At 45.1% G+C, this 15,956-nt stretch carries 13 protein-coding genes; 4 read left to right on the top strand and 9 right to left on the bottom strand.

Annotation, left to right across the window (positions count from 1 at the left end):
• The first annotated feature begins 689 nt into the window (after positions 1-689).
• The 4 genes from JGK36_RS27570 (at position 690) to JGK36_RS27555 (ending at position 6,407) form a co-directional block, all read left to right on the top strand.
• A complete protein-coding gene (locus JGK36_RS27570) occupies positions 690-2,363 on the top strand; it encodes a sulfatase-like hydrolase/transferase (protein ID WP_293198725.1) in 1,674 nt (557 codons plus the stop codon).
• A gap of 125 nt (positions 2,364-2,488) precedes the next feature.
• A complete protein-coding gene (locus tag JGK36_RS27565) occupies positions 2,489-3,607 on the top strand; it encodes a mechanosensitive ion channel domain-containing protein (protein WP_293190723.1) in 1,119 nt (372 codons plus the stop codon).
• A 268-nt stretch (positions 3,608-3,875) separates the two neighbouring features.
• The gene (egtD, locus tag JGK36_RS27560; RefSeq protein WP_293190722.1) at positions 3,876-4,865 is read left to right on the top strand and encodes an L-histidine N(alpha)-methyltransferase; all 990 of its coding nucleotides are present in this window, start codon (positions 3,876-3,878) and stop codon (positions 4,863-4,865) included.
• 474 nt (positions 4,866-5,339) lie between these two features.
• The gene (locus JGK36_RS27555) at positions 5,340-6,407 is read left to right on the top strand and encodes a linear amide C-N hydrolase (protein ID WP_293190721.1); all 1,068 of its coding nucleotides are present in this window, start codon (positions 5,340-5,342) and stop codon (positions 6,405-6,407) included.
• A 17-nt stretch (positions 6,408-6,424) separates the two neighbouring features.
• On the opposite strand, the gene JGK36_RS27550 is transcribed toward JGK36_RS27555, so the two are convergent.
• The 9 genes from JGK36_RS27550 to JGK36_RS33990 form a co-directional block, all read right to left on the bottom strand.
• Positions 6,425-6,583 carry a hypothetical protein gene (locus tag JGK36_RS27550; RefSeq protein ID WP_293190720.1) on the bottom strand — a complete coding sequence of 53 codons (159 nt, stop codon included), beginning with the start codon at positions 6,581-6,583 and terminating at the stop codon, positions 6,425-6,427.
• A complete protein-coding gene (locus JGK36_RS27545; RefSeq protein ID WP_293184608.1) occupies positions 6,580-7,032 on the bottom strand; it encodes a sterol desaturase family protein in 453 nt (150 codons plus the stop codon). The genes JGK36_RS27550 and JGK36_RS27545 overlap by 4 nt, the downstream gene beginning before the upstream one ends.
• A gap of 15 nt (positions 7,033-7,047) precedes the next feature.
• The gene (locus JGK36_RS27540; protein WP_293184610.1) at positions 7,048-7,188 is read right to left on the bottom strand and encodes a hypothetical protein; all 141 of its coding nucleotides are present in this window, start codon (positions 7,186-7,188) and stop codon (positions 7,048-7,050) included.
• 508 nt (positions 7,189-7,696) lie between these two features.
• On the bottom strand, positions 7,697-8,818 hold the full coding sequence (locus JGK36_RS27535) for a hypothetical protein (RefSeq protein WP_293184612.1): 1,122 nt from the start codon (positions 8,816-8,818) through the stop codon (positions 7,697-7,699).
• A gap of 161 nt (positions 8,819-8,979) precedes the next feature.
• Positions 8,980-10,644: a tetratricopeptide repeat protein gene (locus JGK36_RS27530; RefSeq protein WP_293184614.1), complete on the bottom strand. Its 1,665-nt coding sequence runs from the start codon at positions 10,642-10,644 to the stop codon at positions 8,980-8,982.
• Entirely contained in the window at positions 10,584-11,396 is an 813-nt protein-coding gene (locus tag JGK36_RS27525; protein ID WP_293184616.1) for an RNA polymerase sigma factor, read from the bottom strand. Before JGK36_RS27525 ends, JGK36_RS27530 begins: the two co-directional genes overlap by 61 nt.
• 488 nt (positions 11,397-11,884) lie before the next feature.
• Entirely contained in the window at positions 11,885-14,101 is a 2,217-nt protein-coding gene (locus JGK36_RS27520; RefSeq protein WP_293190719.1) for a pyridoxal-dependent decarboxylase, read from the bottom strand.
• Positions 14,102-14,774: 673 nt separating this feature from the next.
• Positions 14,775-15,137 (bottom strand): hypothetical protein, encoded by a 363-nt coding sequence (locus JGK36_RS27515; RefSeq protein ID WP_293190718.1) that lies wholly within the window; start codon positions 15,135-15,137, stop codon positions 14,775-14,777.
• Positions 15,138-15,225: 88 nt separating this feature from the next.
• Positions 15,226-15,477, bottom strand: coding sequence for a hypothetical protein (locus JGK36_RS33990; protein WP_363319082.1), 252 nt, complete (start codon positions 15,475-15,477; stop codon positions 15,226-15,228).
• Positions 15,478-15,956 lie beyond the last annotated feature (479 nt).

Below are 15,956 nucleotides of genomic sequence, written 5' to 3'. Positions count from 1 at the left end.
AATTTTGTATTAGTTGCATCAGTTGATATAGCAATCCTAAATCATTTGTGAATTTCTTACTCCCTCCTTTTGCTAAGGAGAGGGTTGGGGTGCCGGAAAAAATTTACGACTCCTGCAAGGATTGCTACAGATTTTTAGCTGCTTGCGACTGCTACCAATCAAGAACTGGCAAGTTGTCGGCTCGGGATTAAAGTTGAAAGCCCAAAAATCCACTGTTTAACGAACTCAGCTAATATAGCATACCTGCTGAGCAACATCAGAATTCTCCTCACAGACCACCATCAGGAAGCTCGCAGGTGAAAGAAAGTCGATCGCGAGCGTTGTGGATTGATGCTTCGTTGCAAGACGGCTTGCGCCAGAGAGCAATAGCGCCAGCAAAGGCTGGAAGCTAGTTCTCATCCTAGTTCTGTGCTTGAAGCCGTATAAATTAATACACCAAATAAATAAGAAAAAAGATGACTGCAAGCCGGAAACAAAAGTTAACAAAACTTTTTAGCTAAAAAGTTTTTTTAGGCGCAAATTCAAGTAATCTATCTTTTGAGGCGAACAACCAGTCAAATCTAACTATTTTTCCAGAAAACGGCTGATTTAATCCAAATCCTGGGTAATTAAAGCGAATCGGAAAAAACCGATGGCGATTTTCTTCCTTGTGTAGGGCCACCCACTCGACAAGCGGGTGGACTCAAAGCTTGAGACGGCCAAATATTTCTGATATTTTCCCTCTACAACTTATAACTGGCTTCAGTTCTTGCCGCTCCTGCACGGCTCCCCCAAACCTATTTACTTCATACCCAAAAATGGCAATTGAGGATCTTTTCGCCAAGTACAAAAAGCCCAACATCGTTATTATCATTACCGACCAACAGCGCGCCTTGCAGCACTATCCGCGGGACTTCATCTACAGGCTCCCCGCACTGAAGCAGTTGATGAGCAACGGTTTGAGTTTCGATCGGGCATTCACCGCCGCTTCTGCCTGCGCCCCCAGTCGCGCAACTTTCTTGACCAGCCAGTATCCGGCAAAGCACAAAACAACGGATACTGGTCAGCTACAGCCGAAGGAGCCTCTGAACACACAGTTGCCCAACCTCGCCCATGTCCTAGGGAAGGCTGGCTACAAAACACGTGCTTGGCTCGGCAAATGGCACCTTGGAGAAATTGATACTAGCCCCATCGAGGCTGGATTCACGGAATGGGATGACCCGGACGCAGGCATCACAATCAGCGATTACAACACCCTAGGTGGTGGCGAGGCAGATAACGACAGTCGTTACCTCGCAGATATGCTGAAGTTCGTGGAACGGCAGGACGAGAAGGCTGAAGATCCGTTTTGCCTGGTTGCGTCCTTTGTCAATCCTCACGACGGGTTCGTAGCGTTCAGAGGGCTGGGTGGCTCTGGATATGCAAGCAGTACCCTCACTGAGGCGATCGTGGAGCTGCCACGTAACTACAGGCAGCATCTGAACGAACACCTCTTGGATAACTTACACTCAGAGCCTCGCGCCCACGCCTCAGCGAGTTGGTGGACTTTCGCTAAACCTGGCTCTAAGATGCCTCCCAAGCACAGACCGCAGGATTATGTCAACTTCTACGCCTATCTCCAGATTTTGGTCGATCGACAAATCGAGCAACTCCTGGACGGTCTGGCGAAGCAGAATCTGATCGACAATACCCTGATTATCCGCTTCGCCGACCACGGTGAAATGGCTATGAGCCACGGTTTAGTTGAGAAATTCTTTAACGCTTACGAAGAAAGCATTCGCATACCCTTCGTGTTCTCCAATCCTGTAGCCTGGCCTACAGCGCAGACTACCCAATCCCTTGCCAGCAGCGTCGATTTGACTCCGACCATCGCCTCGTTGCTTGGTGTCGAGTGGCACAAACCGGAGGAAGCGATTCCAGCAACAGCCAACCCGACGATTTTTTACGGGCAAGATTTGTCGCCAATTCTCAACAATCCGACTTCCACTGTCCAGGAATCCATCCACTTTACATACGACGATAATCCAGCGGTTATACCTCCTCCAGAAGATAAACCGAAGCAGAGGATTTTGCACCCCAGTATCGTCCGAACGATTCGGACTTCCAAGTGGAAATATTCGGTCTACTTCAACGAACAAGACGAGGCGAAGGCTGAGGGTGCCGAAGGGGATTGGGAACTCTACGACCTAGAAGTAGATCCTTACGAGGACAAGAACCTAGCTGGTAATGGCGATCCCGAGATTAACAAGCAGCAGTGGGAATTGGAGCGGCAATTGCAAGATGCCATGAATCGCCTGGGAACTATGCCGACTGCCTTCAAATGGCCTCCCCAGAAGACCTTGTTAAGCCGAGGCGCACCCGCCACCAAACCCACCGATATCTAGAGCGCGAGCGCCGAAGTAAGGAGTCCCGCCAAACTAGGGAGAGGATGGTGTTTTCCCTCCTTTCTCTGATTTGGGCAATATTCGATCGATCAATTAGAAAAACTCAATTACCAGTTGGTTAACCTATGGAAGCAGTTTGGGATACGTTAAAGAATATCAATTACTCTGGCATACCGATTGCTAGAATCGCTATTGTGCTCGTTGTTCTAACCTTGACACAGACGTTAAGGCGATTTTTCGTAGCAGTCATTGTTAAAACTATTGAGAGTTTTACTAGCAAAACTAAAACAACACTTGATGATGAGTTGATTACAATTATCAAGCCTGCTTTAAGTTGGCTGATTCTGATAGGTGGATTTTGGCTGAGTAAAGAAATTCTGGCAGATAACTTAGGTTCTCAACTAAATCAAACAATCGGTAGCCTGCTCAACTATACAGTTATTTTCATAGTTGCCTATGTTATTTACCGATGCTCTTCTATTTTCGGTCAGATTATAGCCAACTTAGTGCTGCACACCGAAACAGAGCTCGATGAATTGCTCAGACCTTTAATGCCCAAGATTTTTCAATCAGCAGCAATTATTGTCTTTATCATCAAGATCAGCGAGGCATTTTTAGGACAATCTGCTGCTGCATTGGTGGGGCTATTGGGCGGTGCCGGTATCACTTTTGGTTTGCTGCTGAAGGATATTGTTTATGACTGGTTTTGTACGCTGATTATTTACTCCGACAATCTCTACCGAGAAGGTGACTGGGTGGGGATATCCGGGGTCGATGGTTTCGTGCAGATACTCAATATTGGATTCAGAACTACAACTCTACATATAACTAAGTGGGGTTCTATCATCAAAATGCCCAATTCCAAAATGATTTCTGGAATTGTCGAAAACTGGTCGCAAAATCCGGGTAAAGAATTAAAATGGGGCTTAGTCTTAACTCTCAAAATAGACGGCATTTCGGCGGGGCAAACGGCGCGGATTTGTGAAAAGCTTGAAGAATTGCCGAAGTACATTCAAGGCTTGTCTCCGTCGTGTACGGTGCGGTTCAAACAAATTGACAAAAATGCCCGGGTTATTGAAATTATGGCAGTTGTCAATGACGATAATTTCTACTTTGATGCTGAGAAAAACTTAAATCTAGCTATACTAGAATTACTCGAAAAAGAAGGAATAGATTTCCTACACGTGGAACTAAGAACGGAACCTGAAAAATACAAAAAGAGCCTGCAAGCAACCAACAATTGAGCATTCATGTTGGCTCGAAGTCAATTTAGAGTAACTGCTTGCTCGCATCGTGCGATAGCGGTTGAAAATCGGGTGAAGTACAGTTACAGTCCTAGCAGACATCTGTACTTGACTCCACTCATTAATGCTAAATTGCCTGCTTTTCTCTCGATAATTCAACCTCAAATATATCGGTCATCCAAGCATTTGAGGGAAAAATATCCCGCTCCGTTTAATAACAACGGGGATTCCTGCTAAATTTACCGCACTCGCACTCTCGGAAAGCCAAATGTCAACCGCCTCTTTAACAACTCTAATAACTATTCTGGATTGCCATTCTACTCTAAAAAATGATGGCGAAGATGTCATTCAAGGATTGACCAAAAGCCCAAAAACTTTACCCGCTAAATATTTTTACGACAGTCGCGGTTCTCAACTTTTTGAACAAATTTGCGAATTGCCCGAATATTATCCAACTCGCACAGAAGCCTCGATTTTGCGCCAATATGCTGGTGAAATCGCACGGATAACAGGTGATTGCGAACTCGTAGAATTAGGCAGTGGCAGTTCCACAAAAACTCGCCTTTTGCTAAATGCTTATCAATCTCGAAATTACTCCTGTAAGTACGTGCCTGTTGATGTAAGCGCCAGCATTCTCAAAGAGAGCGCCCTTCAATTGCAAGTAGAATATCCGGCTTTGCACGTTCAAGGGTTGATAGGAACTTACGAACAAGCCCTCGCTCAATTAACGCCTGCATCTTTGCCTGCGCGGATGATTTTCTTCTTGGGCAGTTCTCTGGGTAATTTCACGCCGCAGGAATGCGATGTTTTATTGAACCAAATTAAAGATGTACTCGCTCCGGGAGATTACTTTTTACTCGGCATTGACTTGCAAAAATCCCAGCAAATTTTAGAAGCAGCTTATAACGATTCTCAAGGTATAACTGCCGCTTTTAATTTAAATATGCTCGACCATTTAAACTGGCGTTTTCAGGGTGATTTTGATACTAATTTATTCACCCATCAAGCTATTTACAATCAACAAGAGAACCAAATTGAAATGTACTTGCATTGCCAAACAAGTCATGTAGTGAATTTAGAAAAGCTTGGATTGAATGTTACCTGGAAAACTGGCGAAAGTATCCTTACGGAAATTTCTCGTAAATTTGATTTAGACACTGTGGAAAAAGAACTAGACTCCAAAGGACTGAAAACCATAAAAAGCTTTACAGATCCCCAAAAGTGGTTTGGTTTAATTCTGTGTCAAGCCACTAAATGAATCACCCCGAGCCTTCGGTATTGTTTGGTTCCCAACTCTCCAAACAATACAAATTAATCTAGAAAATACGCAACCGCAGACGGCAGCACGTACTAGAACTATATTTAAAAATGTGCGTTCTCAATCGCGAGGTAGATGATGTGCTTTTCTTGTTTCAAGACTTGCTGTCAAAGTATTTGGATCGAGAAAGCGATCGGTACAAATTTCCCCAAAACGGTTGATTTGTAGTAAGCTTTAACACACCGACTTCTCAGAGCTTGAATAACCGCATTTTTTAGTAGGTTTCGGGTATAGTACGAGCCGCACTTTCGCTTGTCAAGAGTGCGTAACTCTGGTCTGATTCAAGTTAATTATTTCCTCGCCTCTATTGCTATAAAAGTAATATTTGGTGTATACTTATTTAAGCGGTTACAGCAGTGGGAGAACCAACAAAACTCTGTAACAGCCAATACCTTCTATGGAGCTATCTGAATCATGTGTACGAGAATTCTATACGTTGATGGAAAATCATTAAAATCGGCAACTGCAGCTGGTAACGTTGTGACCGGTCGCAACATGGACTGGGCAGCCCCGCTTGAAAGCGAGATTTGGGCATTTCCAGCAAATATGGAGCGCCAGGGGGGAACATACAATAATAATGGTGATAGTTCCTTTACGTGGACATCTAAGTACGGCAGCGTAATTACCTCCGCCTTAGACGCTTGCACTACCGACGGTATCAACACTCAGGGTTTGGTTGCCAATTTGCTGTTCCTGGTAGAATCGGACTACGAACGAGGGGACGGGGAAGAACAATTGCCAAAAATGTCAACTGCGGCATGGGCGCAGTACTTCCTCGATAGTTTTGCCACGGTCAAAGAGGCGGTTGTAGCGATGGAACCAGACAATTTGTTCGAGGTGGACGCGCCCGTCATACCGGACGGCAGCAATAAGAAAAGTACAGTTCACCTGTCAATTTCCGACGCAACTGGCGATTCCGCAATTTTCGAGTACGTAGGCGGCAAGCTACAAATCCACCACGGTAAAGATTATATCGTGATGACCAATTCTCCGACCTACGACAAACAACTGGCAATCAACGAATACTGGAAAAATAAGAATGGCATGATCGTGCTGCCCGGTACTAACAACGCCTCCGATCGATTTGCCCGTTGCTCGTTTTACCTATCGGCAGTCCCGCGCGATCATATCAACGATGTACGCACAGCTATTGCAACCACCTTTAGCATAATTCGCAATGCCGCCGTGCCGATCGGGATCGCAGACCCCGAAAAGCCCAATCTTGCCTCCACACTTTGGAGCACCGTTTCCGACCACAAGAATCTGGTTTATTACTACGCAAACAGCCGCAGTGCGAGTGTCTGTTGGATCGATCTCAAGGAATTAAATCTTGCCGATGGTTCGGGAGTGCGGAAGATCGATATGCTCGAAGAGGTCAACGGTTCCTCAGGACCGGAACTAATCGAAAAGTGGGAGCTCGGTGGCGACCTCACCGACCACTTTGTACCGACCGCTCCGTTTGAATTCTTGCCTCACGCTTAAGTGCCAACGCTTCCGGGTCAGGTATAGCCTTTCTGGGATAGATGAGGTATGCCAGATTCTAGGTACATCAAGGTTTTCAACCTTTGATACCTCATCTTCGAGAGCGATCGCCGAGCCAAAGCTTCTGGATCGGCTTTGGCTTGGCGATCGCCGTACCAGCAAGGGTCGAGGTTCAATTCCCGCCATCAATGCCCTTATAGGACGGCTTGAGGAGGCTCTTTTCCAGAGCAGCCGCAGGGAACATAATTCCAGGCTTCTTAGTAGGATGGTTCAGCGTATTGAATATCCGATCCCAAAATCCTTGAATGCCGTAGTTTCCCTTAAAGCGAGAGTGGTGGAGATCGTGAAAATCTGAGTCAATGAAAAATATTGACAGAGAGCTGTGACCTTCTAAATTGTAAGCATTGCCGATCGCAGTCCAGGCGCACAATTGAGTAATATCGTATCCGAATACAAAAACAGGCAAAACGTCCGCAATGGTGACAATGGCATATTCAAGCAGGCTTTTATGACCGGCTACAAAACTGGATGAATCCAAGAATTCGTGATGTTTGAGATGTATTTCCTGCAAGAACTTTTTGTGAAAGAGCCTATGGGTAACATAAAAGCAGAAATCCGCCGCCATTATTCTCGCGAAGAATCATCCAAAATTTAAGAGCCAGCTATTTCCCCGATGAACTTCGGGAGCTAGGTACAGAATAATCGCTGCTGCTACTAAACTTTTAATTTCTCCGACCAGAATTCCTTGAGCAGTAAATTCAGGGAACGGTTGTTCTTTCACTTTCTTGACTCGGACATTGAATCTTTGCCGCCAAGTCTCGTTGTTCTCAATAACTTTTTCAATAACAATACCGAGGCTGTAGAATGAAAGTGACCCTACCAGCCAGTACAGCAAAACCTCGGCGGTAAAGCCGAGATGGAATTTATTTGAGAGCCAATAAATTAACTGCTGGACTAGGGTACAAGCAACAGCTACTTTGATAAAAAACTCTATTTAAAAAAATAAATTAAATAGTTTGACTGTTAGTTTATCCTGAGAAATTACAGTTTTTTCAGGGCAATTATTGAGTAGGTTCGGGGGCTGAGAACCTGGACTGAGCATTGTTTTGTTTTTTCACGTTCCGTTATCGGGGTACGAGGAAATACAGCGGTTATCGGTTTGGTGAAGTACGCCGCGATCTCAAGAAATTCAGCAAAGAGAAGCAATCACTCCTTGATAAAGTTATATCGAGCGAGCGATTGCTTATGTAATCTCTTAGATTAGCTAATAATGATGAACTAATTGTATTTTAAAACATCCTAACTACCTTATGCTCATTAAGATCCTGATTAACAAGCTTGCCTTGCCCTTCTAACTTTGCGTCAAGCACTTTGTTCTCTGCACGACCATTATCAAATTCACGCGCTGTTTCTAACAATTCAGTCTTGATAAATACACTTCGGGCTGATACCCCTTTATAAATACCTGTTACAGGATAGGAAAATATCGCTCCATTCTGCATTATGACCTCTAATCTGCCCTCGTATCGCGTGTCTATTTTATCTTGGTATGTTGTAGCAGTGTGTTTCACTTTCTGTCCCGGCGGGACTCTAAGTATGATATCTACTGACCTTGTTACTTCTTCGGTAGTACTTCTGTTATAAGTGTACACATTTCCGACTGTGACTGTAGTGCCAACCTCTACGTCTGCTACCATTGGAATACCAGCTTGAACAGTCGATGAGATCGCTACTTCAATGGCTGTTGAATTGCTCCACTCTGTGTGTGCCGTCAATTTTTGTGATCCACTGAGCGTAATCTGAACTACCTCTGCACCCTGTAGGTTATCTGTTAATACTTGGTCAAGCATGAAAGGTGTAGTTGCTACTAAGTCGGCATCTAGGTCTGGATATTTTACTTCCTTCAGGACGCTGCCTTTATATGGCAATAGAAATGCAAATCCAAGTGCATCAATGTCAAGGCTTGCTCTTCCGAAAATACCGGATAGGAGACCGGAACCAACATCCATAACATACTCTGTTTTTAAACCCCAACTATACATTTTGGGAAAAAAAGTTTGACCTTTGCTCGTTACCATTTTAAAAGCCCCGCAACGAGTACCAGCACCATTACCCCAAATTGATAGATTATTAATGCGTTCTCCCGGAGCAAACTCTATACTCCCGGCATTTCTATCTTCTAGTTTTCCAAATATCTGCGACTGGCCATTGGTGAGCGTTACCTTAATTCCTCTTATTTGCGATGGACCAACCCATACTTCAAGTTTTTTAATCAGATTGCCATTTGTACCATGTATCCAACTAAATGCTGTACCACCTGGGCCTCCAATTGTATGAAATGGGACAAAATAATTGGGATTGTAGGAGATTGCCATGTTTGTACCTCTTGTAATTGAGTTAGTTAATGTCACAAATTTTTTGCCACAGGAGAACGATTATGTTTAGTTCACATTCATCGTCTTACCTACAAATTAGGTAAGTTATTTTTTATTCCCCACCTTTTTAACGTTTTTCCACACGCATTTCGGAATTTTTCGAGTTACGGGCAAATTTTCTCCCAAAAAAACCACCCTCAACCCCCAGAACCCTTTCTTCCCTTACCTTTCAACCGCCGCAAAATCTTCTCAACTTCCCCACGAGCCGGATACAGCAACTGCTGCCTCAAAGCACTTTCATAAGCCTGTATCGCCCCCAACCTATCCCCCAACCCCACCAAGGCTCTCCCCAGCCAGTAATCAGCCATAGTCGGATTAAACTCCCTCAATTCCTGACATCCCTCACAAGCCGCTTCCCACGATCGCAAACTCGCCCCAACATCCCCCAGCACTCGGTAACTCTCCCCCAGCCAAACCGCAGCAGGTACTGATTGCAGATAACTTCCTGCTGGTAAAAACTCCCATCCTTTCTCCAACGCCTCCACCGCTTCCTGATGTTTAAGAGCCAAAGCCAACACCCTTCCATGACAAAACCAAGCATCAGCTAACTGAGGCTGTAGTTGCGTCCCCTTTTCCGAAACCTGACACCCCCTTTCAACCTCTTTAAAGCATTCCACCAACACCCGCCCCGCGATCGCCCAAACACTCCAGCGTTGAGGAAAACGCTCAAGCATTTCTTCCACTATGGAAGCAAGGGTTATGTTATTCCCCTCTTTTGTTTGGAGAGTACCCTCTACCCCCTTTTTTAAGGGGAAAGTTAGAGGAAGAGAGGTCATTTTCGCAACAGGCAAAATCTCACACAAAGCCCGATAAATTTCACACTCATCGGGATACAGATGATAAGCTTTTAGCATCATGGACGCCGCCCTCTGATATTCCCCCGTCTCAAACAAGCAGCGCCCATAGTAATACCAACCATGAGGATGATTCGGGTGTTGTGCGGTAAACTCTGCTAACACCTCCAAACCTTCCTTCCAATCTCCTCGAAAGATGTGATAATATGCCAGAGATTTGTGAGCCTCAGCCCCATGAGGATACTGTCGCAGAGCAGAGGTAATTATCTTTTTCGTCTCCTTCCCCTCCTTCCCAGATATCAATCTCATCGCGCAACGCTCATTCAACTGTCGTTGAAGTACCCGGAAATCATCAGCAGCTAAGACGATTAATTTATGCAACCGTCGCTGTGCTTCCTGAAGATTCCCCACCGCCATTAGCGCATCATAGCTATGAATTAAGGCGACAATATCATCGGGGTTGAGTGACAAAATCATCTCAAAGGCTGATAAAGCCCCAACAGGATTCTCTCTCCCCATCTGCAATTGTCCCAAAACCAGCCAGTTAGCTGCGTTATCTGGTTGTAGGTTAGCCGCAGTTTCCAACGCAGTGATGGCTTTTTTACTGTCACCTCGACAAATTGCGATCGCGCCGTTGATATATTGTCCTATCCCTTCATTGTCGCATAATGGTAAGGCACTCTGATAAACTGCGATCGCCTCAGCTTCCCTTCCCATTAGCTGCAAGAGTTTCCCCAATTTTAACAACACATCTATTAATTGAGGTTGCCGCTCAATGACTTGGCGATACTCCTCAACCGCCCGCTCCCAGTTACCCATTACTGACAAGAGATTAGCTAATTCCAAGCGTTTCTTCCAGCCATAGGGATACTGCTCCACATACTGACTTAATGTGTTCAGCTTCTGCTCTTGTCTCGTTAGCTTTTTTTCTAAGACTAGATGAACATTCAACTCCACCCCAGAGCAGTGGGTGACTGGTACCAAGCAGGAAAAATTGTTTCCAGACATATTGCGCTTACTTGATAATTAAGAGAACAATCAAAGCGCCCCTTTTGTTGGGGGAATGGAGCTATTTTTTGGTAAATCGTGATTATTTCATCTGAGTGAAAGCTTTCCACCCCGGGAGAGCCCTTTTTGTCCGGTGACTCGGAGGAATTTAACAGAGAATTGTCCAACCCTGACAAATACTTTGTCAAACGCTTTTGCAGAATTTTTCGCGCTTGTGAAATACGTTTGCGAAGGTTTTCGTAGGATACACCTAGCTTTTGTACTATTTCCAGATAGGATTTTTCCGCAATGAAGTGTAGGATAAAAGGTTCGCGCAGTTTGGGCGGCAAATCCTCAATAGCGCGTTGGATTATCATTGCTAATTCGCAGTGTAAAGCGACAGTTTCAGGACTATGGGAGAGAGAAACCAGTCCCTCTTCCCCTTTTTCAATTATTACTTCCAAACTCTCAACCCGATCGCCCAACCTCTTATTTTCTCGATGTATATCCATACAAAGGTTATAAGTCAGTCGGGTCAACCAAGCTTTAAAATTAGTGATGACACCAGTAGAATCTTGACTCTTCTCAAAGGCTTTGAGCATCGCTCGACTGAGTACCTCTTCGGCATTAGTCGCGTTTCCGTCCATCCACTTCAAACAGCAACGGTAAAGATAATCTCGGTGCTGGTTCCATTGTTGCCAAAAATTTGTGCTTGTATCTGACGAGCGATCCGACTGCTTTGAAATGCTAGATAATTGAGAACCTAATTTCATTTCTAATGCCTAAACTCTGGCTGTAAGTTTCAAGTAATCTTGGAGGTTGTGGTTGACAGTCACACCGCGATCGTTCTATCAAAGCTGCTGAACACCAGGGTCTAGGAAAATACCCTACCTAAATATTAGTAATACTTACCCAAATTTTACACTCAAATTGACTGGTAAATAGGCGTGAGTCAACCGTATTGTGCAACCAAATGTAAAATCATACAAACTCTTGCTGTTGCTTTTTTTAATGAATTTTGCCTGCAAGCCATACCTGTAGAACCCATCCAATATGTAGTTTGCTAGTAACTCAAGTACGAATGCCGATGCGAATTGCATCTCCATCTTGGCATTTCGTACTTGATTTACCTGCTGCCAGCTACGGCTCTCTGCCCTGATTCAACAATCCGTACTCTGGATTGGTGAGAAATCAAGAAAAAGAACAAACCGCCCAGGCTTTTAATCCTAATGCGCGCGCATCTGTGAAGCGCTGGACTGCATTACATTTTCGACTCGGAAATCACCGGCATTATATTTTCGACTTGGAAATCACCGGGATTTTCGTTGATAACCTGGTTAACTGTATCGCGCAATATTTTTTCTAGCACGTCAATAAATGAACCAGTTGCAGTTTCTGTGACCCAGGGGTCCATCACTACAGAACGCAAAACGGTGATGGGCATGTCTGATGAGCCATCTACTTCCAACAAACGTTTTTTGTAGGTTTCGATGAATTCTATCCCGTAGGACTTTTCGTAGAAATCCGTCGTGCTCACAATCAGATCGTAATCAGAGATATCAGTCTCCGGTTTGATGCTCAGCTTCTCGTAAATTTTTTGGTTGAGTTTGTTTGCCTTCTCTAAATTGTTGTTGACTTTGCCCGATGGAGTCTTGAAGTTGAAAGCATAGACCAAGATATTTTGGTCGGGTCCAATTTCTTTCAGGAGGGCCATTGCGTCTGGGTTATTTTGGATCTCCTCATTAGTTTTGCCATCAATCAAATCCCCAACTTGTTGTTCGGTAACATCGTCTGGGAGAGCGGATAGAGGAACTACGATAAAACGATCTTCGGGCTTGTTCATGCACATTAGCCGCGCGTAAAGCTTGTCACAACTGTACAAAGCCTGACCCAAGAGTTTGCCGTAGCCGCTTTTTGTGGGTCGAATTACTCGATGGCTCAAGTATACTGAAGCACAAGCAGCCCCCGGTTTAGAACCCTCTATACCGTAAATACCTGTTGTTGGTTCAGCATCGCCGTGAAATATATAAGGCGCAGCAAAGGTAACTAGAGAGCGCATGGCTGAATTGCGGTAGCAAAGTGCTCCTGCCGGATACGGGATGTAACCTGCTTTATGAGGATCGACGGTGATAGAATCAGTCTCGCCGAGCGCTTCAAATTGGGTGGTTACGTAGGCACTTAACGGTGAAATTGGTGGGGGAGCGGAGCGAAAGAGTAGGGGTTCGATTTCAAAGTCATCGCGCAATATAGATGCAAAATAGCCTCCCCAAGCTGCATCAGCATGAACTGTAAATTCTAAACCTTGTTTGCGATATTCGTCCCGCAGATTGAGAATCTCCCGCAGCGGGTCAACTGCACCTTCTTCAGTGCTTCCCATCACCGCAACTACTGTGTACACCGGTCTTTTTTCTACCAAGCATTTATCGAGGTGAGCGCGCAGAACATCTATCTTCATTCGACCGTTCGCATCCACATCAACGTCTTGCATGTGGGACGCTCCCATGCCTAGCAGTGCTGCTGCTTTGGGGAAAGAGTAGTGCTTGCTGCCCGGTACAAAAAACAAAGGTTCTGGCACATCGCTCAGGAAATTTTTGGCAAACTTTTGTATTCCCAAATCTTGCAGCGAATATTTTGACACAGCATCTGAGAGGACAGTCGAATCGATACCATACTCCGATTTGAGACGGGCGGGCAATCCTAGAATGTCATCGGCTTTGAGGTTGAGCAGTTGCCAAACGGTTAGTTCAATTAAAGGCTTCACCACCGAAATACCGCCGTCGTAAAAAGAAACCTCGATATTTTTTGCTTTTTCCAAGTCGTTGTCGTTGATTACAGCTTGTTGCAAAGCAATGGGATAGAACTTGAGATTTCTAGCTGACCATAGAGCCTCTATATTGGCAACTGTACCCCCACAAGTTATGTGTCCCCAGGGAGCAATCTCTTCCTCATTTTCCGGGATTTTGTATCCCAGCATGAGGCACAAATCGTTACCGACGATAATTTCCAGGTATGTCGTTGCTGTTGATGCTTCAAATGCTACGTTATTGGGGTTGTAGAGCATCGCCGCGAAGTAACCAACCACGCTCGGCAGTGTCAAATCCCAGTCCATGTGCCCTTGATAGCGCATGCTGAAGAAAGGAACTGAATTTTTAAGAAACTCCAGCAATGAGTGATAGCCCTCATTGAAATTCTCCATTGCCTGTAAATATTCTGGAGACTGCTTAATTTCGTCTGTAATGTGCTTGGGATCTTCTGGATGATAATTGTTTCTCCACTCAGCCTGGTCGCGAATTGCTTCTACAATTAAAGTCTCCAGCACGTCAGCATTTTCTCCCTTTGGCCCCATAAACCAGGCTTCAAGGGAGCGCGTTCCTGACGTGCTGTCCAGTTTGGGAAGGTTGGAAGAACGGGAAAGTTCTTGCAGGTTGCGGCGGGCTTTTTCAAAGCCTTGACTTTGAGTGTCTCTTGGAGTATTCATCAAACAATAATTCCTGTGTTGTTAGGTTCGCGCCATAAATCATGCTGTTGTTTCTCTATTGGTACAGTACCGATAGAGAGTTTTGAACGAGAGCGGCTGTTAACACCAATAGTTGCGCTCATTCAAGCCTGTCACTGAGGCAAAATCTTTGCTAGTTGCATTTCATTTGGTTTTAATCGCATTTAGTCCCGACGGAAGTTTAACTTCAGTCGATACATTTTCCTGCGTGTCAATAGAGCCGCAAAAACCAAAGGTTCGGTAGTTTGCTCGGTCTGACTTGTTTTATCCGCTTGTACGGTATTAAAATACCTGTATAGCAGTATAAGTAATAAATTTTACGTTTGTCAAGTTAAAATTTCGCTGCGGATATCATATGTAGCCAATACAAATGATTTATGCAAGTTTTGCAGCAACTCTCATTTGCAGGAACCTTGGAATCGATTAGGTAAAGGCTCTTAACACTTCTGCGCTACCAACAGGCTTCAATTTTTATGTGCAACTGATATATTGCCTTTCGCGCGCCTGCATCATCTCGAATGCAGTTGAGGGGAGTAGCGCTTCGGGGCGGGTTTTGAGGTCTTAAATGTTACACGCGTACAAAAATCTCGAAATTTTGACAGTGTATGTTTCCCAATTTTGTGGGCTTTCTGGTTTTTATAGCTCTCCATTGCCCTCACTTTCCTTCCACTTCCACCTGCAACTGATACACACTCAAACTGGGATGTTCGCCAAGTAGCCGCCAGCAATATCCCTCAGCAGTTGGGGTGGGTCGCGTTCCTTGGCTATAGAGGAATATTGGCTCGTTTCTCATCAATGCGGTGAATATCTGCCGCTCCCTGTCTTTGCCATCATCCCAAATCAGGTGAGCTTTGCCGAAGTACCCAACACCCATCAAACTGGCGAACAGCCATTCCATGAGAGCTAGCTGCTGTTCCTGAGTTAACGCGGGTTGACCGCAAGTATCGATTTCGGGTGGCTGGGATTTGGGTTTGAGGGAGGCGATGAGGGCGGTGGCGAGGTTGAGGTACTTTTTCATTTCTTAGTTGGCGTAGGTTTTCACCTGAATCGGTACGACAAGGGGTGTTTTGTTAGCGCCATCAATTCGATACGTTATTCCAGCCATTTCACTTCCCGAACGGCTGTCCCCACCACTGCCAACACTCTTTATTGAAGGGCGACTTCCACTTATAAATCAGCTCTGACTCCAATTGCAACCGCTGTTTGCGATTACCGGGCGCTCCGTACCAAAATGCAATACCCACAGCCGCATCCAAAGAATAACTCCGGTGCAATCCGATGTAATTTTCAATGTATTTATGACAATCGTGGCTCATCCACCGCTGTTTTGGAGTGCGCTGCGTTTCTCCGACGTACAGCAGCAGCGGGAGCGCGTTATCGATAACGAAGTAGAGGCAAGTGCGATCGCCCGAATCGGGTCGATCGCAAAATGAAAGGTTTTGATACTCCCCAGGGCTAAAGCCACGGGGATTCTTGAATGAATCGGAAAACTCTCAAAGGCGTTATCAAATCACCTCTATTCGCTCAAAACAACTACCCGTACAAAAGGTATTGCAATTGCGCTTACTTTAAATTGTGTTTGCTTGTCAGTATCCATCACATTTGCCAGATAGGTACGCAACACACATTCTGCCATTACTTGTCAGTTATACAGGCTTATTACATGAATGGTAGTGGTGGCTCACTGCGCCGGGATTTCTCCGATACTAGACAAGTTTCAACACGTAGATGGGTTTTTTATTAGAGAGTCGATGGCAGGGTGTCCCCCACCACCTCTCCTACAAAACCGTGCTTGCGACTTTCACCGCACACGGCTCCTGAGTGATGTAATCCTGGG

It is taken from the genome of Microcoleus sp. PH2017_35_SFW_U_B, from assembly GCF_020737865.1.
GTDB lineage: Bacteria > Cyanobacteriota > Cyanobacteriia > Cyanobacteriales > Microcoleaceae > Microcoleus.
Note: the sequence above shows the minus strand (reverse complement) of the source record. Positions and strands in the feature narration are given on the sequence as shown.